The following is a 22,964-nucleotide window of genomic DNA, read 5'->3' as shown; positions in this document are numbered from 1 at the left end:
TTTGACAAACATAAGGGAATCCCTCCTAAAATTCTTAATATAACAAAAGATAATTTTATTTCATTGCAACTGCGTCTTTCAATATTCCATCATATAGTTCATTCCATTGATGGTAATGCGATGTAATTTCTTCACTCAAAATGTTCTTCATTTAATCTAGTAATTTCTATTGAATTATCTCTTTCTTTTAACTTATGAGCCAAACTTTCTACACCAAACACTTCTGTAAACGTATGACTGCCTACAATTAAATTAATCCCTTTAAATTTCGCATGTTGCACTGTATATAATGTTTTTTCACCTGTTATGTACGTGTCACACCCTTTTTCTAATGCACGTTCAATCAAATTTGTATTGTTTCCTGCACCGGTTAAAATCGCAATCCGTTTTACTGGTTTATCGTGATTTCTCCAGCTCTTCACTTTCTCTTCCATTCTTTCTTCAAGTTTTCCAACTAAGTTTGAAAAAGGAATCGCTTCTTTATATTCTCCTATTCCCGGTAGTTCTTCTTCCTCATACGTGGAATATTCCAGTATTGTATCTATCCCAATTCCGTTAAATAACGATGTACATGTGCCAAACTTTACAAAATCTAACGGCAAATGAACCCAAAAATGATTCATTTCATATTGCTTCAATTTCTCAATACAAGCCTCTCCCATACCAAATAAAAAACTCCACGGCGCATGATGTGTAACTATCATATCGACTCCATTTCTATACGCTTCTTCAATAGTTTCTAACGTTAAATTTGTTGTGTAACCGATTTTGTGAAATTCATCTTTACTTATATGAGTAAAACCATATTCATCATCGCCGTATTTATGAAGATGCTCTCCAAATAGTGATGTTATATGTTCGTTAAACTGCTTTATATTCATTTTATTTCTCCTTTCATTTACTTTTATATTTCAAAAATAAGGAAATACTAAATAAAAACGTTACATACATATAGGAGGACACCATGAAACCTGAATTTTTAAAAGCTGTACATGATGCCATTGGAAACGTCGAACATATTCATATAGAAGAAAGCGGTGCTGACAGCTTACTTATCCATCATGATGATGCACAGCAATTACAACAAGTCGCTAAAACGCTAGAAAATAACAATTTTCGCTCTGCTTTAAGAACAACTGGAGATGCTTCGTATATTGAAGTGTTGAACAGATAATGAAAGTCCGGATGTATGCCGGGCTTTCTTTTTTTATATTGAAACTTCAAACTCTTTCACATACACCGCTGTTCCAGCAATATCTATTTGTAACTTTTCGTTTTCTATCCCTTTCGTTACATAAACAGTTACACGGCCATCTTTATTTATTTCCTGTCCTTGCTCAACGATTAAACCCAATTCATGTTCAAAATCTTTCTCTAAATACTCCGCATAATACGCTCCCATTACACCTGAAGCTGTTCCTGTCACTGGATCTTCAATCGTCCCAGCATAAGCTGACGAGAAATGACGGCCATGCATTTGTGCTAGTTCATCATAAGTTTCTAGACAAATTGGGTGAATAGAAGCATTAGGTATTTCTTTTAATACCGATGGAAATGCAGCATTATTAGGTTTCATTCTCTCACACGCATCTAGATTTTTAATCGGCACAATTACAGTCCAGTTTCCTGTACTTCCATATACTATCGGTAAACTTACATCTAAATCATTTACTTCTAAACCAATACTATGAGCTAATTCTTCTTTTGAACCTGCAAAATCTTTAAACTGAGGTGCTGTCTGCCTCATTTTAATAAAGGTTTCTCCATTTTCATTTACACCTATTTGTATCGGTAAAATCCCTGCCTTCGTTTCAATCGTAAGGTTACTTTTCTCTTCTAATAAACCTTTTTCGCGCAAGGCATATATCGTCCCTACTGTCCCATGACCACATAAATCCATTTCAAAACCAGGTGTAAAATAGCGCATTCTTATATCTCCTACTTCTGAGGAAAGAACAAAAGTTGTTTCGTTATATCCAACTTTTTCAGCAATAATTTGCATTTCCCCTTCCGTTAATCCATCTGCTTCTAATACAATACCTGCTGGATTTCCCTTATTTGGTTTATTCGTAAATGCGTCATAATGAAATACGTTTATAGTCTTCATTTTCTTTTCCCCTTATTTGTCCATTTCTTTATTTTTATAATCAATAAGAAAATTGATCTAACCAGCTTCCATAATCAGCTTTTTGAAATGGACGGATAATGAGTCTATCCGTCTCTACTTCTAATAACGATAGCTTCATTTAATTTCATCCCTCAGAATATTAATTGAATTTTCTTTATTATCTTACACAAAATACAAAATCTAGTAAATCATTATGTTTTTGATACATAAAAACCCAGTCATGCTTTATACATAACTGGGTTCTCCATCGTTTTATAATTTTCTATTTCACAAGAACTACATCTCGTAATTCCCTCTTCAACACTTTCCCTAAAGCATTTTTCGGTAACTCTTCTAAGAATACCACTTCTGGAATTTTGTAACTTGCTAACTTCTCCTTACAATACTGAATAATACTTTCTTCTGTTAATGTTGTTTCGCCATCCTTCACAATGTAAGCTCTTGGAACCTCTCCCCAAAAGTCATCTGGAACTCCAACTACTGCAACTTCTAAAACACCATGTATTTCATGAATAACATCTTCTACTTGATCTGGATATACGTTGTCACCACCGCGTATAATAACGTCTTTATATCTTCCCATAATATGCAGGAATCCATCATCATCTATCATGCCAGCATCACCCATGTTAAACCAGTTATCTTTTACTACCTTCTTTGTCGCCTTTTCATTATTCCAATACCCTTTAAACATGTATGGACTTTTCACATGAATCTCTCCAACTTCATTTGTTGTTAGTTCATGTCCTGTTTCCGGATGAACAATTTTCACCTCTACATTTTTCAAGGTCTTTCCTACAGAAGACATCTTTTCTTTTCCCATCATTGGATGCCATGAGGTTACAACCCAACCTTCTGTACTACCATAGCCTTGCACCATATATATGCCTTTTTCCATATATTTTTGAATGAGTGTTTCTGGCACTTTTGTACCACCGCTTTGTGCTACTTTAAAGGTTGAAATGTTACGTTCTTTTTTATTTAATTCATCAAGCATGTAGCTATAAACGGCTGGGAAAGCAAGCATCGTAGTAATTTTCTCTTCTTCAATCTTATCCCAAATAATAGCAGGATTCGAATCAGCTAAGAAGATCATCGTAACGCCATGATAAATACAATTTAAAATAGAAAGCACGCCACTCATATGAAACAATGGATGCACAGATAAAAAGCGTTCACCTGCTGGGATTTCTCTTTGTCCCGCAATTTCAGCAAAATAATGATGTAAGTTTTTATGTCCAATTACACATGCTTTCGCCTGTCCAGTCGTTCCTGAAGTAAATAAGTAAATGGCATCGTCTTCTTCATGAACTTCTACGTTCGGTTCTGTCGTTGGCTGTTTTTGCAACTCTAATTCAAATGAACCAAAGCCTTCTTTTGTCGTTTGAATTACATAAGGGATTTCTTTAACAGCATCAACATTTAATAACACTTCACTAAATTCTTCATCAATAACTAACACTTTTAATTTCGCTTCTTTTACAATCGTTTCTAATTCATATACAGTAAGCTGATGATTTAGCGGAATAAATACCGCTCCAATTTTTAAACTTGCCATCATAACGCTTGGAAATGGGTGATTATTTTTGCATAGTATTCCTATACGATCTCCTCTTTGCACACCATTATGTAACAAATAATGTGCAAGCTGATTTACTCGTTCATTATATTGCTGAAATGAATATCTTTTCTTCCCCCCTACAAGCGCTTCCAAATTTGGTGATTGCATTGCTCTCTTTTGTAATAATTGTCGCATCGTTCTCAAGTAAAACTCCCCTTTATATATGTTAGGTTTTTTATTTTATCAGATTAACTATTAATTTACTAAAGATTACACTTAGTGAATATAAGAAGAATATAAAATAGCCATTTACTTCACAAGTAAATGGCTATTTTTCATTATATATTAGAATACTTCTTGTTCATCACATATTGCACATACTCAGGTGCACTTTTATCAATCTCTTCATCACTTAGTTTATATTCTGCACCATATAAATAAAAGGAAGGTATAAATTCCATACCTGTATATAGGCATGTAGCTTGGAATGGTTTCGTCAACTCATCCATTGTAATCCCACTATTTTCATAGTCTTTTTCTAATCCACCTATAGAAATAGCTACACCAAATTCTTTCCCCTTCACTTTATCTCCTTGTGATCCGTACGCAAATCCATATGTTAATACATCATCAAACCATTTTTTTAATAATGGTGGTGTGCTGTACCAGTAAAGCGGAAATTGGAATATATATCTGTCATGTTCTACTAATAACTTTTGCTCTTCTTCAATATTAAACTCCCAATTCGGTGCCACCTTATATAATTCATGCACCGTAATTTCATCTGAATGTTTCTCAAGTTCTTCTATCCATCTTTTATTAATTTTTGATTTTTCAATATGAGGGTGTGCTACAATTACAAGTGTTCTCATCATTTTCCAGCCCCTTTATAAATTAATCAATCCTTTACGTATTAGTATGAATGAGTTACATATAATTGAAAAGTACGTACTTTCAGGTACTATAGGAACCTTGAAGTACCTTTGGAGGTGTTATATGAATCAAAATGATAATTGCCCAATTGCAACAACACTCGATGTAATCGGTGGAAAATGGAAAGTTCATATTTTATGTATTTTGTCGGATGGAAAAATGCGAACAAATGAAATTAAACGAGAAATCCCAAACATTACACAAAAGGTTCTTACACAACAACTTCGGCAACTTGAAGCTGATGGGATTATCTATCGTACCGTATATCAAGAAGTACCACCAAAGGTCGAGTACACCATAAGTGAATACGGAAAATCTTTAATGCAAATAATGAATGATCTGTTTGAATGGGGAAAAGATCATCAGATTAAAAGATTACATGACTAAAAAAGCACTATATACTTTGTTTCATCCTCTACGTTCATATTTTTTATTTTTATAAAGTTTATTTTCATCATTTTTTAGCTAACTTGTTTTCTTAGATTGATGGACGTGACCCCACATCCATCAATCTAAAAAGATACAATTAGAAAAATGAGATTTCTATACAGTTTCGCATATAAACACTACTTCCGCCTCATTAAGCGCTCGCTCTACTTTTTCTAATCTCAATTGTACGTAAGCTATAAAGAAGCACCCCTAAACCGAGAATTTTTTCATTATTAGACGCATTAGAACCTAAGGTAATAGTAGGTACATTTAAACCCATAAACCTTTCACTCCATTCTATAGGCATATATCCCTGCTTACCAATTGCTAATGTACGTCCATCTATTGTACGGAGAGTACTTTGAATAAAATCAAACTCAACTTCTACATCTGACAATTTTGTGGCTTTATCTGTCATCAAAGTACCTCGTATCATAGTAAATCCTTGTATCATTTTTTCTTTAAACATACCAATTTGGTTATAATTCGAGTCATAAATTACCCAATCATATCCGTCCACTTCAGTATGAAAATAAGCTAGAATTTCCCCGCTACTCGTTTCTAATCCGTAAACATCTTTATTATGTAAAAAAGGTATTACTGAAAAAAGAATATTTGATGAAACCACCTTTGTTCCTGCTATATACTTACCATCAGGATGATATAAACCAAATTGCTTGTTTCGTTTAGGTAATTCTAATACAACTAAAGTATCAACATCCCAAAATGTTGCATTACTTTTTATCATATTCTTTTGTATCAACTTTCCTTTTCTTAACTGCCAAAATCCAATTCCAAAAAAGATAGAAGCAGCGATAACAAAAAAGATAAACTGCCCCCAATTAATATGTCCCCAATCTTCATATACAGCGCATAAAGCAAGAATAAAAATACCCGTCCCAATTAACAGTTTCATCTTTCCTTTTCGCTTATAGTAATCAAATAATTCCATTTCTATATCCCCCCTTATTTTTGTTCCCCAACTATTAATATATCAAAAACATAGAATGCCCTCTATTCAAAAATATAAGTTCTTCCACTGTCCAGTTCATTGGAAACAAAGTGATAGTCGGCCTTTTGAGCTCAAACTCCTGAGAAAGAATAAAAGCGAAATCAATATTTTTGTATTTTAGAGATAATACCCTATCACCATCAAGCTAATAAAAAGATACTCCTTCAAAATAAAAAACGCTATTCTCTCTGTAAAATCATAGAAAAGAATAGCGTTTTTTATTTTGAAATAGAAGGCATTATTTAAACTAAACATGCTAATATTGATTTTGTGCGATTGTCAGTTACCTCATAATAAATTTCTAATCCTTTCCGAGTACCTGTAACCATTTTAGCAGCTTTTAGTTTAGATAAATGTTGACTAATTGTACTTTGAGGCATTTGTAAATCCCCATACATTGTTGTTACATTAGTAGGACCTTTTGCAAGCATTATTTTTACTAAAGATAGACGGACTGGATGCGCCAATACCTTTAACACCTCAGCGATTTCTTGAAACATTTCTTTTTTTTCTTTCATCTTATTTCTCCCCTTTTATATACATATTTATGTTATCCATATATATAATTCGAAGGTATATGCGTTTTTGTGTCCGTCATTTTAAAAAAATATAAAAAAATTTAATCCGAAACTAAAGGATTAGCTTAACATAATGTCTCACCATTAATGATGAATAGGAATCTCATTATAGAAGCAGCAGTTTTTATGCTACAACTCTACATTCAACTAACTAAAATCAATGAAAAAAAGAGCAGATAGTCTGCTCTTTTATGATGCCTCCTTATGTTCCGTGGAATGTTTAACACTCCCCAGTCTCTTTAGTTTATTCCACCCTACCGCTACTCCTCGAAGCGATGAGAATATAGATTTAATGACAACATAAGTCATAAATTGACGATAAATAAAACGTTGTAAAATTAACCATACTAATGGTTTCGGATTTTCTTCCTCTAATTTAAATGCGAACAGAGAAGCGAGAAGATCCATTAAAAAGAATACAAGATAAAACCCTAAAACTTTTAGCGGATTACTACTAAATAGTCCTATAATCATTAATATATCTGCAAAAGGAGCAATGAATTGCAGAACATATTGGAATAACCACATATTAGGCAGTGCAATAAACCCTAATGTTTTATGTTTTGAATTACACAACGCTTTTCGATGTTTCCAAAGACATTGAAGTGTACCATATGACCAACGATATCGCTGTTTAATGAGACTTTTCACATCCTCAGGTGATTCCGTAAAAGCATGCGCTTTTTCTTCATATACAATTCTATGCCCTTGACGTAAAAATGTAATAGTAAGATCCGTATCTTCTGCTAATGTATCTTCGCTTAAATATCCAGATTCAACTACATTCTTCTTGCGCCACGCCCCAATAGCTCCTGGAACGACTGTAATACAATTTAACTCATCAAAAGCTCTACGTTCTAAATTAAACCCTGTAATATACTCAACATGTTGCCAAGTAGTTAACAAATTCCGTCTATTCCCCACTTTGACATTACCTGAAACTGCAGCTACATTCTGATCTTCAAAGTGTCTAACCATTAAAGAAATAGCATCTTGCGCAATAATAGTATCCGCATCTAAAGTGACAATGATTTCTCCTCGCGATTGTTGAAACCCTAGGTTCATTGCCGATGATTTCCCGCCGTTTTCTTTCTGAATGAAACGAACTTTAGGGTGTTTATAAAATGTTTCTTTCATTACTTTTGACGTACCATCTGTCGATCCGTCATCCACAACAATAACTTCAAATTCTCTATAATTACTATTCAAAATTGAGTGAATCGTCTTGGCTATCACCTTTTCTTCATTATATGCCGCTATGACAACACTAACAAAAGGTTGATAAGACGAATTAATATAGCGAGATAACGTTTTTCTTTTCTGCTTCCATGCAAAATAAATTAAGAATAAAAATCGAAAAATCCCTAATCCAATAGCAATATAAAAAATAGTTGTTAATATATGCTTAAAATATCCAGCTCCTGAAAAGACAGCTTTATTGTAAAGTAAATATTGCTTCCCCTCAGAAGAAACAGGAGGCATAATTTCATCTCGTTCTTTATTCATTAAATCTGAAATTGTTACAAAACTATATCCATGCTTTTTTAAGTCTTTAATAATGATTGGGAGCGCCTCTACTGTATGGGTACGATCCCCTCCCGCATCATGGAGAAGAATAATATTTCCCTCTCCCTTATAAATAGGATTAAGAGCACGTCTTACTAATTCATTTGTTGATGGTGTTGCCCAGTCTTCGGGATCAACTTTTTCCGCTACCATTGTATAGTTCATATTTTGTGCACGTAAAATAGGCAATATTTCATTTGATGAATCCGGGTTAGCATCCGCTTCATATGGCGGTCTAAATAAAACCGTAGAATGTCCAGTTACTTCCTGAATTAAACGTTGCGTCGTATTAAGTTCTACTTTCGTTCGTAGTAAAGACGTATCAGCTATGTTAGGATGCTTGAAAGTATGATTCCCAATTTCATGCCCTTCATCGTATATTCTTTTTACAATACTAGTATTTAGTTGTGCGTTTTCACCAAGTACAAAAAAAGCAGCTTTTATTTGATTCTCTTTTAATATATCTAAAATTTCTGGCGTATATTTCGGGTCTGGTCCATCATCAAATGTTAATACTACTTGTTTCCCATTTGGTTTTCCATATCGTTGCACTTCATATGCAGATGGTAAGGATTGATATACTTCATCTGTAATATAACCATCTTTGCCTACTTTAAAATCTCTCAATCCATTTTTTCTTTCATTCTCAATCTGTAAAATTTCACCTTGTCCAGAATAATTTACTTCATCTAAACTATTGATTTTATGTAATACATTAGGATTTTTTTGTGCCTCAATAGGATTTTTTAAAACTTTCCATATTGTAGGGTCTTCTGCTCCTAGTCTCCATAATGCAAAGCCCTTTGCATTGTTCTCCATTGCAATTTTCACTTGATTATAGAGAGTAACACTGTCTAAGAACCAAGCAGTATGTTCTTTCCCTTCTGTTTTATACCTAAAATAAGGGTTTCCACTCATTTTATCCCATTGAATTTTCATATTTGAATCATGAGCCATTGCCATAACTTCTGAGAAAGTTAAAGACTTCGCAGCTTCTTTACTATTTACTTGCCAATCATATCCATAGTTACCGAAAGCAACTATAAGCTTATTAGACGGAATATTCAGTTCTTTCAATGTATGTTGGAACCATTTATTTGAAGCAATTGGTCCTGGTTCCCCGGCTCCATAGTGCTCATCGTACATCATTACAATCATTCGATCTATTATTTTTGCTAACGCACTATAATCAAAAGCCTTATCATTAGCTGGAACATCTTGTGTAACGAGCAAATCATGTTCATGAAATTCCGTAGTAAGTTCTTTCATAAAATTTGTTAAGTTTTCTCTATCACTTTCAGGTACAGCCTCAAAGTCAATATTAATTCCTGAAAAATGATTCTTTTTAACTTGGCTTACTAAATCATTAATAAACTTTGTCTTTACATCATTTGAGGAATTCAGTAACTTATGAATTAGCCCACTATCAGGACCAGAAGCTTCCTCAGTATAGTTAGTAAGCAAAGGCATAATCTTCACTTGATTTTTTTCTGCCAACTTTACTATCTCAGGTTTGATCTCACTTCTAATCGTTAAATCTGCTTTTAAATGATACCACTCTGGTACTAACGTAGTTAAGGAATCGATATTTTCTTTTAAAGAAGCGGTACTATTTTCATCCCAGTTTACGTAAAAACCATACACTTCTTTAGGTTGTTTACTATCCTTCGGCGGATTCACCAAATTTTTATTATCCTTCGTTTCGGTATTTGGGTTAAATTCTTCCTTCTTTAACTGCTGATCACTAAGTTTTTGATTAATTGGTACAAGTTTAGTATCTTGTTGTACAGCGGTATTCATATTTGGAATTTCTGGTGTTGAAAAAATACTTTGAAAGAAAAAATAGAATACAACACCTACACTAACTATTGAGATACATAGAAACGAAATAAAGGCTATGTTTCTCCTTCCTTTCGGATCATAAAAAACAGGTTTTTCTTTATCTTTGTCTTGTTGAATGTTTTTCTCCATTATATTTTTCACATACTCCTTCTTAATAGAACTATAAAATAATAAAGTGTAACTTTAATCAGCCCTCACCAATTGAGCATTTACAAGCAGCCCAACTCCCACCTAACTTCTTTGCCCAGCCAAATTTTGAGATGGGAGTTTTACTGCCCACAATAGCGAGAGAAATCCTTTTAGCTTTGAAATGAATCTCTCACTTCCATATTCTATTGATTCTTCTTTTCATTCCCTTGCTGGTGGCCTCTATTTTCTTGTTGAGACCCCCTACCATTGTTCCCTTGCTCGTTTCCACCATTTTCTTTCTGGGATCCTCTTCCATTGTTCCCTTGCCCATTTCCATTATTCCCTTGTTGTGACCCTCTTCCGTTGTTTCCTTGCTCGTTCCCATTATTTCCTTGTTGTGATTCTCTTCCGTTGTTCCCTTGTCCATTTCCATTATTTCCTTGTTGTGATTCTCTTCCGTTGTTCCCTTGCCCATTTCCATTATTCCCTTGTTGTGATCCTCTTCCGTTGCTCCCTTGCCCATTTCCATTATTTCCTTGTTGTGATCCTCTTCCGTTGTTCCCTTGCCCATTTCCATTATTCCCTTGTTGTGATCCTCTTCCATTGTTCCCTTGCTGATTCCCATTATTTCCTTGTTGTGATTCTCTACTTTTATTCTCCTGTTGATTCCCTCTATTTTCTTGCTGAGATCCTCTTCCATTGTTTTCTTTTATTTGCTTCGATGGCTGTTCCTCTGTTTTCTTTTGTTCTTTCTGCTCTTGCTTTTCATATTTTTTTTCGTCTACAGGAGATAAATCCATTGATGCATCAGGAGATGACTCCGGCTGTGATTGCACCTCTTCTTCATTTCCCACCGGATTAGGCGGCGTGGCAGGAGGAGTAAGCGATTTGTTTTTCTCATTCTCTTGCTTTATATAGACACCTGTGCCAATTCCAGCTTTTCTAGCATTCTCTCGTACTTGCATCGTGCTACTTTGATATTCAACTGTAATATGTTTTAACTCATATTCTTTCTTCAATTCTTTCATTGCCTTTTCTAACTGTGGTTCTAGCGCCTTGTCCTTTGCAACTGCTGTTAGCATAACTTGCTTATCATTCGTTAAATACCTATCCTCTTGACTTTGCTTTATAATAGTACGTATTACTTCTTGTAATTGTTTATTTTCCCATTGCTTCAATTCTTTTAAAATACGCCTTCCATCATCATTACAAGCCTGTAAATCTATAACACGAAAATCCTTCGTTACGCTCACCTCTAAACTTGGATTTATATCAACTGAGACGTAAGCAAATACTTTTTCTTCTGGTTGGTTGTAGAAAAACAGCACTGCAAATAGAAAACAAGCAACAAGTATTGATGCAGGTTTTAAAAAGGAAGGGATCGAAAAATGCGATGCTTTTTGTTCTTGCTCATCAAATGAGATTTCCTCCCCGATCATGCAAGAATCCCCTTTTCTTTTACACGTAATAAACTCTCCATTTGGTGTTAAAACAACTACGCTATGCTTTTTTATATCCATCACAATTCCTTTATTCATCATGCTTTTCCCCTCTTATGTAATCCAGAATATATGTATAGTTGTTTGCAAAAATAATACACATTGCAATAATGTATTTTCTATGTCGTTCCAACGTTTTACGACTTACCCTAACACGCGGTTCAATATGTTTAAGCGGTAACTTTTTCTTTCGGAACAGCTCTTCCATCATTTCCTCTTCTTTTATAATAATTTTTACAATTTCTATTAAGTGCTCACGCGTATCACGATGCTTAGGAGATTCTTTAGCAAGCTCTGAGAATGTGATTTTAAACTCAGCTAGCACACTTTGAAAATGAAGAATTTCCTCCTTACGGTTACTATTTTCCATCTCTTTCATATACTCCGTAAGCGACACTTGCATTTCTAACATTTCCTCTTGCTCATCTTCTTTTAAAAAGACAAAGTTATGTTTAGACTCCTTACGTATATAGTCAATTACATCTCTTTTTATAAGAAGATCAGCAAACGCTAAAAAGGATTTTCCTTTTGTATAGGAATACTGTTCAATTGCTTCGTTAAATGCAAACAATCCAATGCTATATTCATCATCCTGTTCTGTAATATATCGGCGGCAGACAGATGAGATTGATTTTCTAATAAAAGGCTGATACTGTACGATAAACGCTTCTTTATCTTCTTCGTTGTTTTGTATGTTACATACGATATCTTCTATTTTCGGTTTTCTTAAGATCTTCATTACTAAACTCAACACTTGTAATCTCCCAGCCTCCTTCAAATAGCAAAATGGCCACTACACAAGTGACCATTTAACCAGATTTTCTTGGTACTTTTCTTCGGTCTTGTTTTCTTGCTGTTAGTTATATTTTTAGAGTCTAACGTTTTCTTAATGATTTTTCCTTTTCTCTCGGCACTAAAGTTAAGTTTGTATTTTTATCTACTTTCTTATTTTCTACCGTTCGTTTTGCTTATTCATTTTCTATTTTATCTGCAATCCTTGAATAACTCTTCTCTATATAATTGGTAATTTCATCCTTCCGTTTTGGATGCCACTTAATCTAGTAATTTTATTAATACTTCTATATTCTTTCATAGTCATTTTTCTTCTATTTATTTTTTTCACTATACATATTCGGAGGAGTACAAAGTTTTATGGGGGTCAAAAAATATTTTTATAAAAAAATACATATTTATTTCAAAAATAAAAACCATCAATTTGAAAAAGGGTAATCAAATTGATGGTTTTCTTATAATATCTATTAAATTAAGTTGGATTCTCATTATATCTAAAAAAGTACTAGCTCTCCCCTGCAGATTTTCTCCATTTTCATCTTTCTTGGTTATCATAATATGTCTTATCTGCGTATTTTCTATCATTTCCTTTTAGATAAGCTAAAATTACTTTTGGATTTTTAAGTAAAGTCCAGTCTCCATATGTATCAAATCTTCTGCATGAAGTTATCATTCCATTTTTAATAGTACCGAATTTCTTATTATTTTTCTTTCCCCACTCTTTTAAACGTTTAGCGAAATCTGCATCTTCTGCCATAAGCATGTTTTCATTAAATCCGTTGATTGCCATAAAATCTTTTCTATAGCACCAAAAAATCCCTACAGATATAGCTCCGTACTTAAAAAGTAAGGGGATTATGATTAACATTGCGGAGAGAAATATTCCTAAAGATATTCTTTCAAACTTCCCATTTACCCCACCACCAATGTATTTACCTGAAGCTAAATATTTATCTACATTAGACAACATAGACTCTGTCATTATGGTATCAGCGTCTATAGTGACGATTATTTCTCCATTAGCTATTTTAGCCCCTGCATTTCGAATTTTAGATAAGTTTTTATCGTTATTTTTCAATGTAACACAATTATAAGATTTTGCTATTTCCTCTGTTTGATCTGTGCAACGATTTAAAACAACTATAACTTCCGTTTGCTCTTTATATGCCTCTGATGCCTTTGCAATTGAATCTAAACATTTTCTAATGTACTTTTCTTCATTATGCGCAGGAATTATAATAGAAAACTTCACATCTTTTTTCAAATTAACTTCTAAAGATTCGTTTGTCTCAGTCATAATATTCCCCCCTTATTTTATAAGGTAAATATCTGTTATACATAACGTATATTAAAATTCAATAAATTATATGATAGGAACTGCAGGTAAACTATTACTTGAGTATTAAAAAACAAAAACGTTATTCTTTCTAAATAAGCAAAATTACTAGAAAGAATAACGTTTTTTATTAGTTACATTAATATTTTATTCGTTGCTTTATTTCTTCAAAACGAGCATGTATAATTTTTCTGATATCTGGATGATTCTTATATAAAGTAACAGTATACATGATGGAAGATGCAAGAATAGTAGACCATATTAACCAATCTCCAGCATGAGAAAGAACTTTAATTATTTCACTCGTAAATTGTTCCTGTTCGTCATGAAATGTCGATACGAGAGAATTAAGGTTGAATAATAATAAAATTACAATTCTCCCTAAAAGCATCATAATCCATCCGATAATATACGAATAGCCTCCAACACTACATAATTGATTGTTATGATGAAAAACTTTCACTCTCTTAGCTTGCCAGTAACCAACTATCGCTCCTAATATAAGCAAACTAATTAATTCAATTGTAATAATAAAGTCCAATCTATTTGGAAGACCCATATAAGTTCTAATTATAGCCATGATTGGTATACCAAGAAGATCAAAACTACCTACTTGTTTAGGGATAAGCTGCCTAATAATCAATACGATAACGACTACAAGAATAATAATGAAAACTTTATTCATGCGATCAATCCCTCTTTTTTTCTTTTAAATAATACTCAATTAGTTGATTTACTTTCTCTTCTGGATAGGATTCTGGTGTTTGAAGGACATGAATTACTAGCCCATCGATAAATCCGTACAGTATCTCCAATTCAAACTCTCTATTGTATCCTGGTGTGACGTAGCCTAACTCCTCCATTAAATCTAAGATCATTCCCATAAGATACCTCGTATGGGAATCCATTTTCTTCCGAAGTTCAATAAGCTCTGGAGAACTAAAGGATATACCCAAGAATGTAATCCAAACCTTACCTTCCAACAGTTCTTCTTTATTAGTAGGAATAATGAATTTCATTAATCTTCTAAGTGCTTCTTCTTTCGTTCCTTTAAATTCATTTGTACGAGTAGTTGCCCGTTCTTTCATTCGATTCAATACTAAATTCATCGCATAATGAATTAATTCATTTTTAGACGAAAAATGATGCTGAACAAGTCCAACCGAAATGTTTGCTTCATCAGCGATTTGTTGTATGGAAGCTTTATCGATACCTTTTTCTAATATTACACGCCAAGTAGCAGTGGCTATCTGATTTTTCCTTTGTATTTGATCAACTATTTTAGGCATTCATATCCTCCTCTTTTTTACAATATGATTATATTATAAAAAAAGTACCTAAAACAATATGAAAAAGCCTAACTTCTCAATTTAATGCGAAGAAATTAGGCTTTTTCATTTAGTGATGAAACCCATTATCACATTTCGTATCATGTGGCATAGGCCCATCCACAGAATCCAAAAAGGCAACGGCCTGTTTGAGGTTCCTCAAAAATAAATGCGCGAGATCCATAGAAAATCCGTTTCGAACCACAACGCGCATAATCGTCAATGCTTCTAGATCTGGAGGCAATGGATATGCGGGTACTTGCCAGCCGAACACACGCAATTGTCGAGATAAATCATAAAGGTTCCAGTTTAATGTGTAACCTTTTTTCAGTTGCCAAGCGAAAACCGGAATATCCGAACCATCGGACAAAAGTTCGAACAGTTCCATCTCCTGAATCGCCTTGCTAAGAAAAAGAGCGACCTTCTGAGAAGCCCTTTGGACATCATAGTACCCACTTTTCCCCAAACGTAGGTAATTGTAATATTGTAGGAGCACTTGTGCGCCAGGACGTGAAAAATTCAGGGCAAAAGTCGGCATGTTTCCGCCTAAATAGGAGACGCGGAAGATTAAATCATCGGGGAGATCATCAGCTTCCCGCCAAATTATCCAACCCAAGCCAGGATAGACTAATCCATATTTATGTCCCGATACATTGATGGACTTCACCCTCGGCAACTGAAAATCCCAGACTAAATCTGGTTGAAGAAACGGTGCTATAAATCCGCCCGAAGCCGCATCTACATGCATAGGAATGTCGAGTCCCGTCCTCTCCTGTAAATCGTCCAACGCTTTTGCAATGGCGGCAACCGGTTCGTAAAGTCCGGTATAAGTCTCACCGAGAATCGGTACCACACCAATCGTATTTTCATCCACGGCTGCAAGGACCCCTTGAGGATCTAATCGGGGATGCTCAGGGCTAACCTTCACATAGCGTGGTTCAACCTCCCAATAGTTCGCAAATTTTTCCCAAACGACTTGAACAGCAGAACTAAACACAATATTAGGCCGATTCACCGGCTTACCCTCTCTTTTTCGTGCATTTTGCCAGCGTCTCTTTAACGCAAGCCCCCCGAGCATACAGGCTTCCGACGATCCAGTTGTTGAAACGCCCATAGTTGTAAGTGGGCTGGGGGAATGCCAGAGGTTGGCTAAAATGCGGACACACCGCTCCTCAATTTCAGCTGTCTGTGGATATTCGTCCTTATCAATTATGTTCTTATCAAATGCTTTAGCATATAAGTGCTCTGCGGTAGGTTCCATCCATGTACTAACGAATGTTGCAAGATTCAAGCGTGCATTGCCATCAAGAGTCATTTCATCATGGACGATTTGATACGCTGTTTCTGGTAACATGCCTTCATCAGGCATGTGAAAGCGCGGAACGACTGATTCTCCTTTGCGGGCAAAAAGAGGATTTATAGAAAATTCGGGAGGCAGCTCCATTTGCACGTGACGCGGTAGATATTGTGGATTATCTGGCATAACCTCTTTTCCTTCATATGTATCGTTTTGCACTTCTTCTTTTCGATCCTGCGGCATACTAGTCCCCCTTAATTAATGGTTTAACAAATATATTATTTACAAAAAAACATTTGCTAAACCAAGGGACAATTCTAATAAAAGGTGATGCCATCATTCAAAATAAAGGAGTATAGTTTTTGATTATAAAATAGAAATTGATTTATATTTCAATGAAAATATTGAATATTTTTAATATAATTATTGAGTTATGTATTTATAGAAACTTAAGGGGTATGATTATGGAGTTTATTACTTTTAAAGTAATTTGTATCTTTTTATTTTTAATGCTTATGACTTCTATAGAAGTTTTAGGATATGGAGTTCGACTTGTTGGGCGAAATTAGCTTTAGTTGCATCGACAAACTTAATATAGCTGAAGAATCATTACCTATCACAAACCGCACAAAACTTTGCTAAACTTTTAACGGCACACATGAATGATTGAGTCAGGTTTAAAAAAGTAAATTAGGGACAGTCATAACTGTCCCTAATTATTAAATGGGAAGAACCCTACTCGATATTTTTATTGACTATAAAGTTAGCCCACCATCCACAAGAACAATTGAACCGATCATATAACTTTCCTTATCTGATGCTAAGTAAGCAACCATTTCAGCGAGTTCTTCTGGATCAGCATAACGATCCATTCTCATATTGGGAAGATTCTTCTGGAGCGTACCCATCTTTCGCAAACTGAGCTTCAACACTTGTTGTTAATGCTATTTTCACACCACTAGGACAGAGTACATTAATACGAATTCTTTTTTTCGTATATTCTAATGCAGCACCCTTGGTTAAGCCAACAACCGCATGTAGTAAAGATAAGTTTTTAACCAATTTGAATCCCCTCCTTTAAATATAATAATACATGGGAATTTAACATGTTTTTTTCGTTTTGGAGGTGACCTCTTTTTTTAGCTTGATAGCGATGTGGCGATACTCGTTTAGAACGATATCTTTGCCCTAAAAAAAATCGAACCATAAATTTTCCAGCAAGCTTATGATTCGATTTAAATTATTTACTTTTAGTAACTATTCAACCCCTCTATGAAAAAAAGCCAGAAAAGCATCTTTTTAAATGGACGAGAGGAACTGGCCATGCATAGAAGCGGTCTGGGCCTTTTCCTGCCACACGCAAAGCTTTAAAACAAAGAAAGGCAGCGAGGTATAGGTCCATTTTTATCTTTATGGCTGGAATTATACCCCTTACCAAACTTCTAAATGAAATGTATAGCTCAGTAGTTATCTTATTTTTTAAAAAAACATTCTGATTATTTCTTTTTCACTTCTTCTACAAATTCCCATGTCTCTCCGTTATCTTTTGATTGATAAAGTGCACTACTATCGCCATTGTAGTCTCCATCTGCCCCTTGTCCAACTAACATATTAAAAACCCCATCTTTCTCATATGGCATACTAGGTGAATCAAAAGGAGTTATTGTGGACTGTGTATGATCTAATTTCACTTCATGCGGCAGATATTCTACCTTTTTGAAAGATACTCCCCTATCATCTGTGCGATATAACTCTCCTTCATTACCAGAAGGCCTAATTGCTCCTAAAAACCCAAGTTTATCATTTATAAAAGTGATTCCTGATACACTACCAATCCCCCCATTAAATGGGTCTGGATTGATAACCTCCCATGTTTTCCCTTCATCACTAGTCTTGCTTAATGAATAAAAGGCGCTCCCTAATGCTTTATCTGTCATATTTAGTTTATAACCAACTTCTTTCGATAGGAAAAACTGTTCTTTTTCATTCTTTAAATCTTGTTGTTCCTTCTCTTTAAGCCTATCTTCTTTTGGAGGCGTCTTTGATTTACTCCAACTTGCGTCACTTATTAAATTATATCTAGCAGGGACTAGCTCTTTCTCTTTTCCAGGGACAAATATAGATACAGTATATCCAATGATATCAGAAGTTGCTTCTTTAACACTCTGCCTCTTACCATCCTCAGTAATATTAATAATTCCCTCTGTATTGGATCCCCAATTTCTTTTTCCATAATAAATCAACCCATACTTACTTTCATTCCATTTTTTGACCGTTTGCTTAACTGGGATCGCCTTAACCGTTTTAATTAAAGGTTCTACTAATTTATCATCATTATAATCAGGCTTTGCATATCCATCTCGTATTATAGTAATATCTTCTGATTTCTTCTTATTATAAGAGATTAAATAAGTTTCTTCTTTCCCATCAACATTTTTCCCATAAACAAATGTATCAAACGCTGTGATTGTTCCATCTGAATGAAATGTAAGATCAAAATCAGTTGCCATATACAATTTCTTTGGCAAAGGATATTTTTTATTTATATCTTCAAAAATACCTTCTACTCCAGATTTATATATATTATTATGTTTAAGTTTAACTGACCTTTCATGTTTTAACTTTTCTATAAACCATGCCAATTTGCCATTGTAATTTATTGCACTTTTATAAATCTGCATCCCATAAAATGATGTAATTGCAACAATAATGATAATAGAAATGGATCTCCATGCTATTGAATTAGTTAATTTTTTAGATTTATATTCTCTATTTTTTATCAATCGCATTGTAGTAAATGTAGTTATGGATATAAAAAGTACTATACATAATAACATAATGTAAATATTATAATTCATTCTTCCGTACTTACAGTATAAGGCCAACTCATAACAAAAAATCCCGTATACAATTATTAGTATTGGATTTGTTACTAATGACAAAAGTATCCTTTTTGTATTTTCTCTAAATATAGAAACCACTCCTAATTACATGAATTACTGATATTAAGTATACTTTATTGTAAAGTAACAAAAAAGCTATTTAATCTTGCCGCAAAAAATACAATAGACATATGAATATTATATTCATGTTAAAAAGGCCAACAATCCAAGATTGTTAGCCTCTACTTCCCATATTCGTACCTTTTATCACTTTACTTCCTAACAACTGGAATCCACATTTCACCAAACACTAAGCCGTTTCTTTTCCCCATCTCAACCGTCGTATTTGGTCCACCAACATAAGCAAACTCATTTGCATCTGGTAAAGCTTGACCGAAGGCGATACCAGTCAACTTATTACTTAGCTCTTCAGCCGTTTTGCCCTCCCCTTTCACTACTAAGTATTCTCCCCTCGGAAACTGGATTACTCTAGATTCTTCTTCTATTTGTGCTTCTGTCATGACACCCGCATAATACATCATTTTGTTATTCACCGCTTCGCTCACGGAAAAAATGTATTCATTTGTAGCTAAAGCTTTTAAAGTGTCCAGCCTTCCATCTTCTTTAACAGCCGACCAAAATTCTTCCTTTTCTTTATTTATTCCAGCAAAGTCTGTGTATGCACTCTTAATTTCAGTTCCAATACCTAACACAATAAAGCTATCTTTTTCTTCTATCGTATAATTTTTCATATACAAAACCTGCCTCTTTTTTTATTAATCAAACGATTTATCTTTTCATCTGATACGTTTATAATACCTTTAAACCATATCAAAAAATGATACTGTTTAGGAGACTAAAATGAAAAAAGTTGAACGGATTAATACAATTATGCGGTATATCAACAACCGCTCTCACTTTACAATTTCTGAAATTATACAAGAATTTAACATATCACGGTCGACAGCTATTAGAGACATTAGAGAAATTGAAGCTATGGGAATGCCACTTGTCGCTGAAGTTGGGAGGACCGGGGGATATTTTGTTATGCACAACTCTATCCTGCCCGTTGTTCGCTTTACTGATAATGAAGTAAAAGCTCTTTTTATTGCCTTTATGGCTACGAGGAATCAACAACTTCCCTACCTAAAGAGTCGTCAATCTTTAGCCGAAAAACTACTAGGACTCATCTCAGAAACCCAGCAAGATGATCTCGTTCTTTTAAATCAACTCTTGCTTTTCCAAGGGACTAACCCTCATAATCCCAATCTACTTGAGCTTTCTGATCTCCCCCATCCTATGTTAGAAAAACTCATTCAAATCCTTCTTTTGGATAACCATTTATTGATTACCATTAAAGAAGATGAAGAAATCAAGACTTATCCAATTTATCTATTGCACCTTTATCAAGAAAAAAGCCATTGGATCATTGAAGGGTTTGACTTAAAAAAAGAAAAGAAGATGATGTTTCCTGTCGATGATCTCATTAATATCGAACCATACACGACGAACAAAAGGCTAAATAAGAAAAAGATTTTAGAAAAACTAAGTAAGAAGGACGAAATAATCAACTTGGTACTTGAACTTGGACCAAAAGCAATTGCCCAGTTCAAAAAATACCATCCTTTAAAAATTTCAATATCTTATACTAATCCTTACCAATCCACAGCCATTTTAAAAACTTTTATCAATGTTAACAATCCCGATGAAGTGACGGAAATAATAAATTGGCTGCTTTTTCTAGGGAAGGATATTAAAATCAAAGAAATACCCGATGAAGTATTAGCAGATTTACAAAAACGAGTGTGCTTATACATTCCATAAGCAGTGAGCCTCAAATATTAAGCTTTATCACTGGATAATTATCCTATTTTTAAATACCATTTCATTTACTACAATGAGAGCATGATAAATAATAAAAGCACGGAAAATCTCCCGTGCTTTTCTAAATATATATTATTCCTGAAGGTTTCGTTTATCACGTTTCTTACCCTAACTGACGTTTAAATGCTTTACTGGCGAAAAAGTAAGAGATGACCATTATACCTACGCACCAAGCGAGCGCAATCCAAATATCGTTTCCAACAGTTCCTTCATATAAAAGAGCACGAATCGCATTCACGATTGAAGTTACAGGCTGATTCTCTGCAAACGCACGAACAATTTTTGGCATCGTTTCGGTAGGCACAAAGGCCGAACTAATAAATGGAAGAAAAACTAGCGGGTACGAGTAAGCAGTCGCCCCTTCCATAGACCTCGCTTTCAATCCTGGAATGATAGCTAGCCATGTTAGCGCCAGCGTAAACATCCCAAGTATCCCAGCTACCGCGAGCCAATCTAGAATATTAGCACTGGAACGGAAACCCATTAAGAGTGCAACAAGAATAACCACCACGATAGTAAGTACATTAGCAACCAGAGAGGTTAGAACGTGAGCCCACAATATCGATGAGCGCTTAATAGGCATCGTAATGAAACGTGCCATCAGCCCACTCTTTACATCCGTAAATAGTCGAACGGAAGTGTAAGCTACACCGGATGCGATAGCCATTAGCAAAATTCCCGGCAATAAATAATTAACGTAGTTTTCCGTTCCAGTTTTTATTGCGCCGCCAAACACGTAGACAAATAATAGCATCATCATAATCGGTGTAATCCCCACTGTAATAATTGTATCCGGACTGCGCATAATGTTACGCATTAAACGACCTAGTAATACACCTGTTTTACTTTTCATTTACATCTCCTCCTTTTTTCCAATGATCGCAAGGAATATTTCTTCCAATGTCGGTTGCTTCTCGATATACTCCACTTTTGCTGGCGGGAACATCTCTTTTAGTTCAGCAAGAGTACCTGTCGTAATAATTTTTCCGCCATGCAAAATAGCGATACGGTCTGCCAGTTGTTCTGCTTCCTCCAAATACTGAGTCGTAAGCAAAATAGTTGTACCGCTACCAGCAAGTTCCTTGACTGTATCCCACACTTCGATTCGCGCTTCAGGATCAAGTCCAGTCGTTGGTTCGTCAAGAAAAATAACTGCTGGTGCCCCAATCAAACTCATCGCGATATCAAGCCGGCGCTTCATCCCGCCTGAATACTGATCTGCCCTTTGGTTTGCCGCATCAGTCAGGCTAAATCTTGCAAGTAGATTGTCAGCAACTTGAGCAGGATTGGAAACACCACGTAATTTGGCGATCATTATCAAGTTTTCCCTCCCAGTCAGCATACCGTCTAAAGCTGCGAACTGCCCTGTCAAACTGATACTTTGACGAACATGATCTGATTGACTCTGTACATCAAATCCACAAATACTTACTTCACCGCTATCTTGCTTCATTAGTGTCGAAAGGATGTTGACCGTTGTCGTCTTTCCCGCTCCATTTGAGCCTAGCAGCGCGAAAATTTCTCCACGCTGCACCTCAAAATCTACCCCTTTTAAAACTTCCTTATCTTTAAAGGATTTTTTCAAGCCTTTTACAGAAATCGCTGCATGACTCATACTTTTTTCCTCCCTATAAAAATGTTTTGCGAAGACTATTTATTTACCTCTATCTATTTAGTATCACTGATATTCTGTATTACTTAGTACCGAGTTAAAAATATAACTGAATAGCTATGATGGCAATTCATATGTGTAACCAGCTAATCAGTC

At 34.7% G+C, this 22,964-nt stretch carries 20 protein-coding genes and 2 pseudogenes; 3 read left to right on the top strand and 19 right to left on the bottom strand.

Features of this window, described 5'->3' with window-relative positions; all coding sequences use genetic code 11:
* Positions 1 to 131: 131 nt before the first annotated feature.
* The gene (locus tag ACZDYH_RS06350) at positions 132 to 881 is read right to left on the bottom strand and encodes a Nif3-like dinuclear metal center hexameric protein (RefSeq protein ID WP_088363237.1); all 750 of its coding nucleotides are present in this window, start codon (positions 879 to 881) and stop codon (positions 132 to 134) included.
* 83 nt (positions 882 to 964) lie between these two features.
* Here ACZDYH_RS06350 and ACZDYH_RS06345 point away from each other — a divergent pair, with 83 nt between their 5' ends.
* A complete protein-coding gene (locus ACZDYH_RS06345) occupies positions 965 to 1,174 on the top strand; it encodes a hypothetical protein (RefSeq protein WP_000801653.1) in 210 nt (69 codons plus the stop codon).
* Between the two features lie 33 nt (positions 1,175 to 1,207).
* Here ACZDYH_RS06345 and ACZDYH_RS06340 read toward each other — a convergent pair whose 3' ends face one another.
* From ACZDYH_RS06340 to ACZDYH_RS06325, 4 genes and pseudogenes are all read right to left on the bottom strand, one after another.
* Positions 1,208 to 2,107 carry a PhzF family phenazine biosynthesis isomerase gene (locus ACZDYH_RS06340; protein WP_474885918.1) on the bottom strand — a complete coding sequence of 300 codons (900 nt, stop codon included), beginning with the start codon at positions 2,105 to 2,107 and terminating at the stop codon, positions 1,208 to 1,210.
* 46 nt (positions 2,108 to 2,153) lie between these two features.
* Positions 2,154 to 2,246 (bottom strand): annotated as a pseudogene (locus ACZDYH_RS06335) (GNAT family N-acetyltransferase); the annotation flags it as partial.
* A 144-nt stretch (positions 2,247 to 2,390) separates the two neighbouring features.
* Positions 2,391 to 3,884 carry a class I adenylate-forming enzyme family protein gene (locus ACZDYH_RS06330; RefSeq protein ID WP_088363238.1) on the bottom strand — a complete coding sequence of 498 codons (1,494 nt, stop codon included), beginning with the start codon at positions 3,882 to 3,884 and terminating at the stop codon, positions 2,391 to 2,393.
* Positions 3,885 to 4,027: 143 nt separating this feature from the next.
* Positions 4,028 to 4,561, bottom strand: coding sequence for an NAD(P)H-dependent oxidoreductase (locus ACZDYH_RS06325; RefSeq protein WP_025921899.1), 534 nt, complete (start codon positions 4,559 to 4,561; stop codon positions 4,028 to 4,030).
* 124 nt (positions 4,562 to 4,685) lie between these two features.
* On the opposite strand from ACZDYH_RS06325, the gene ACZDYH_RS06320 reads away from it, so the two are divergent.
* Positions 4,686 to 5,009 (top strand): winged helix-turn-helix transcriptional regulator, encoded by a 324-nt coding sequence (locus ACZDYH_RS06320; protein WP_001072980.1) that lies wholly within the window; start codon positions 4,686 to 4,688, stop codon positions 5,007 to 5,009.
* A gap of 193 nt (positions 5,010 to 5,202) precedes the next feature.
* Here the strand turns inward: ACZDYH_RS06320 and ACZDYH_RS06315 are convergent, their stop codons facing one another.
* The 12 genes and pseudogenes from ACZDYH_RS06315 to ACZDYH_RS06260 all read right to left on the bottom strand — a co-directional run bounded on the left by ACZDYH_RS06315 (position 5,203) and on the right by ACZDYH_RS06260 (position 20,064).
* The gene (locus ACZDYH_RS06315; RefSeq protein WP_139849028.1) at positions 5,203 to 6,003 is read right to left on the bottom strand and encodes an ABC transporter ATP-binding protein; all 801 of its coding nucleotides are present in this window, start codon (positions 6,001 to 6,003) and stop codon (positions 5,203 to 5,205) included.
* Between the two features lie 302 nt (positions 6,004 to 6,305).
* Positions 6,306 to 6,581: an ArsR/SmtB family transcription factor gene (locus ACZDYH_RS06310; RefSeq protein WP_000660066.1), complete on the bottom strand. Its 276-nt coding sequence runs from the start codon at positions 6,579 to 6,581 to the stop codon at positions 6,306 to 6,308.
* A gap of 249 nt (positions 6,582 to 6,830) precedes the next feature.
* Complete coding sequence (locus ACZDYH_RS06305; RefSeq protein ID WP_434712447.1) at positions 6,831 to 10,178, bottom strand: trifunctional glycoside hydrolase family 18/polysaccharide deacetylase/glycosyltransferase family 2 protein; 3,348 nt, start codon at positions 10,176 to 10,178, stop codon at positions 6,831 to 6,833.
* 203 nt (positions 10,179 to 10,381) lie between these two features.
* Positions 10,382 to 11,719 (bottom strand): anti-sigma factor domain-containing protein, encoded by a 1,338-nt coding sequence (locus tag ACZDYH_RS06300; RefSeq protein ID WP_474885914.1) that lies wholly within the window; start codon positions 11,717 to 11,719, stop codon positions 10,382 to 10,384.
* Entirely contained in the window at positions 11,709 to 12,431 is a 723-nt protein-coding gene (gene sigI, locus ACZDYH_RS06295) for an RNA polymerase sigma factor SigI (RefSeq protein WP_002082432.1), read from the bottom strand. Before sigI ends, ACZDYH_RS06300 begins: the two co-directional genes overlap by 11 nt.
* Before the next feature lie 573 nt (positions 12,432 to 13,004).
* Positions 13,005 to 13,766: a glycosyltransferase family 2 protein gene (locus tag ACZDYH_RS06290; RefSeq protein WP_000140997.1), complete on the bottom strand. Its 762-nt coding sequence runs from the start codon at positions 13,764 to 13,766 to the stop codon at positions 13,005 to 13,007.
* Positions 13,767 to 13,944: 178 nt separating this feature from the next.
* On the bottom strand, positions 13,945 to 14,490 hold the full coding sequence (locus ACZDYH_RS06285; protein WP_434712450.1) for a hypothetical protein: 546 nt from the start codon (positions 14,488 to 14,490) through the stop codon (positions 13,945 to 13,947).
* A 4-nt stretch (positions 14,491 to 14,494) separates the two neighbouring features.
* Positions 14,495 to 15,094: a TetR/AcrR family transcriptional regulator gene (locus ACZDYH_RS06280; protein WP_157418611.1), complete on the bottom strand. Its 600-nt coding sequence runs from the start codon at positions 15,092 to 15,094 to the stop codon at positions 14,495 to 14,497.
* Between the two features lie 109 nt (positions 15,095 to 15,203).
* Positions 15,204 to 16,673, bottom strand: coding sequence for a glutamate decarboxylase (gene gad, locus ACZDYH_RS06275; protein WP_434712452.1), 1,470 nt, complete (start codon positions 16,671 to 16,673; stop codon positions 15,204 to 15,206).
* Between the two features lie 512 nt (positions 16,674 to 17,185).
* Positions 17,186 to 17,468, bottom strand: a pseudogene (locus tag ACZDYH_RS06270) (SDR family oxidoreductase); the annotation flags it as partial.
* Positions 17,469 to 17,926: 458 nt separating this feature from the next.
* Positions 17,927 to 19,411 (bottom strand): WD40/YVTN/BNR-like repeat-containing protein, encoded by a 1,485-nt coding sequence (locus ACZDYH_RS06265; protein ID WP_345891093.1) that lies wholly within the window; start codon positions 19,409 to 19,411, stop codon positions 17,927 to 17,929.
* A 173-nt stretch (positions 19,412 to 19,584) separates the two neighbouring features.
* A complete protein-coding gene (locus ACZDYH_RS06260; RefSeq protein ID WP_000801022.1) occupies positions 19,585 to 20,064 on the bottom strand; it encodes a GyrI-like domain-containing protein in 480 nt (159 codons plus the stop codon).
* 109 nt (positions 20,065 to 20,173) lie between these two features.
* Here ACZDYH_RS06260 and ACZDYH_RS06255 point away from each other — a divergent pair, with 109 nt between their 5' ends.
* The gene (locus ACZDYH_RS06255; protein ID WP_434712454.1) at positions 20,174 to 21,136 is read left to right on the top strand and encodes a helix-turn-helix transcriptional regulator; all 963 of its coding nucleotides are present in this window, start codon (positions 20,174 to 20,176) and stop codon (positions 21,134 to 21,136) included.
* 163 nt (positions 21,137 to 21,299) lie between these two features.
* Here the strand turns inward: ACZDYH_RS06255 and ACZDYH_RS06250 are convergent, their stop codons facing one another.
* Positions 21,300 to 22,049 carry an ABC transporter permease gene (locus ACZDYH_RS06250; RefSeq protein ID WP_434712456.1) on the bottom strand — a complete coding sequence of 250 codons (750 nt, stop codon included), beginning with the start codon at positions 22,047 to 22,049 and terminating at the stop codon, positions 21,300 to 21,302.
* The gene (locus ACZDYH_RS06245; RefSeq protein WP_000017473.1) at positions 22,050 to 22,811 is read right to left on the bottom strand and encodes an ABC transporter ATP-binding protein; all 762 of its coding nucleotides are present in this window, start codon (positions 22,809 to 22,811) and stop codon (positions 22,050 to 22,052) included.
* Between the last annotated feature and the right edge of the window lie 153 nt (positions 22,812 to 22,964).

The organism is Bacillus sp. EB V-12, assembly GCF_056158125.1.
This window is presented reverse-complemented; position numbering and strand designations above follow the sequence as displayed.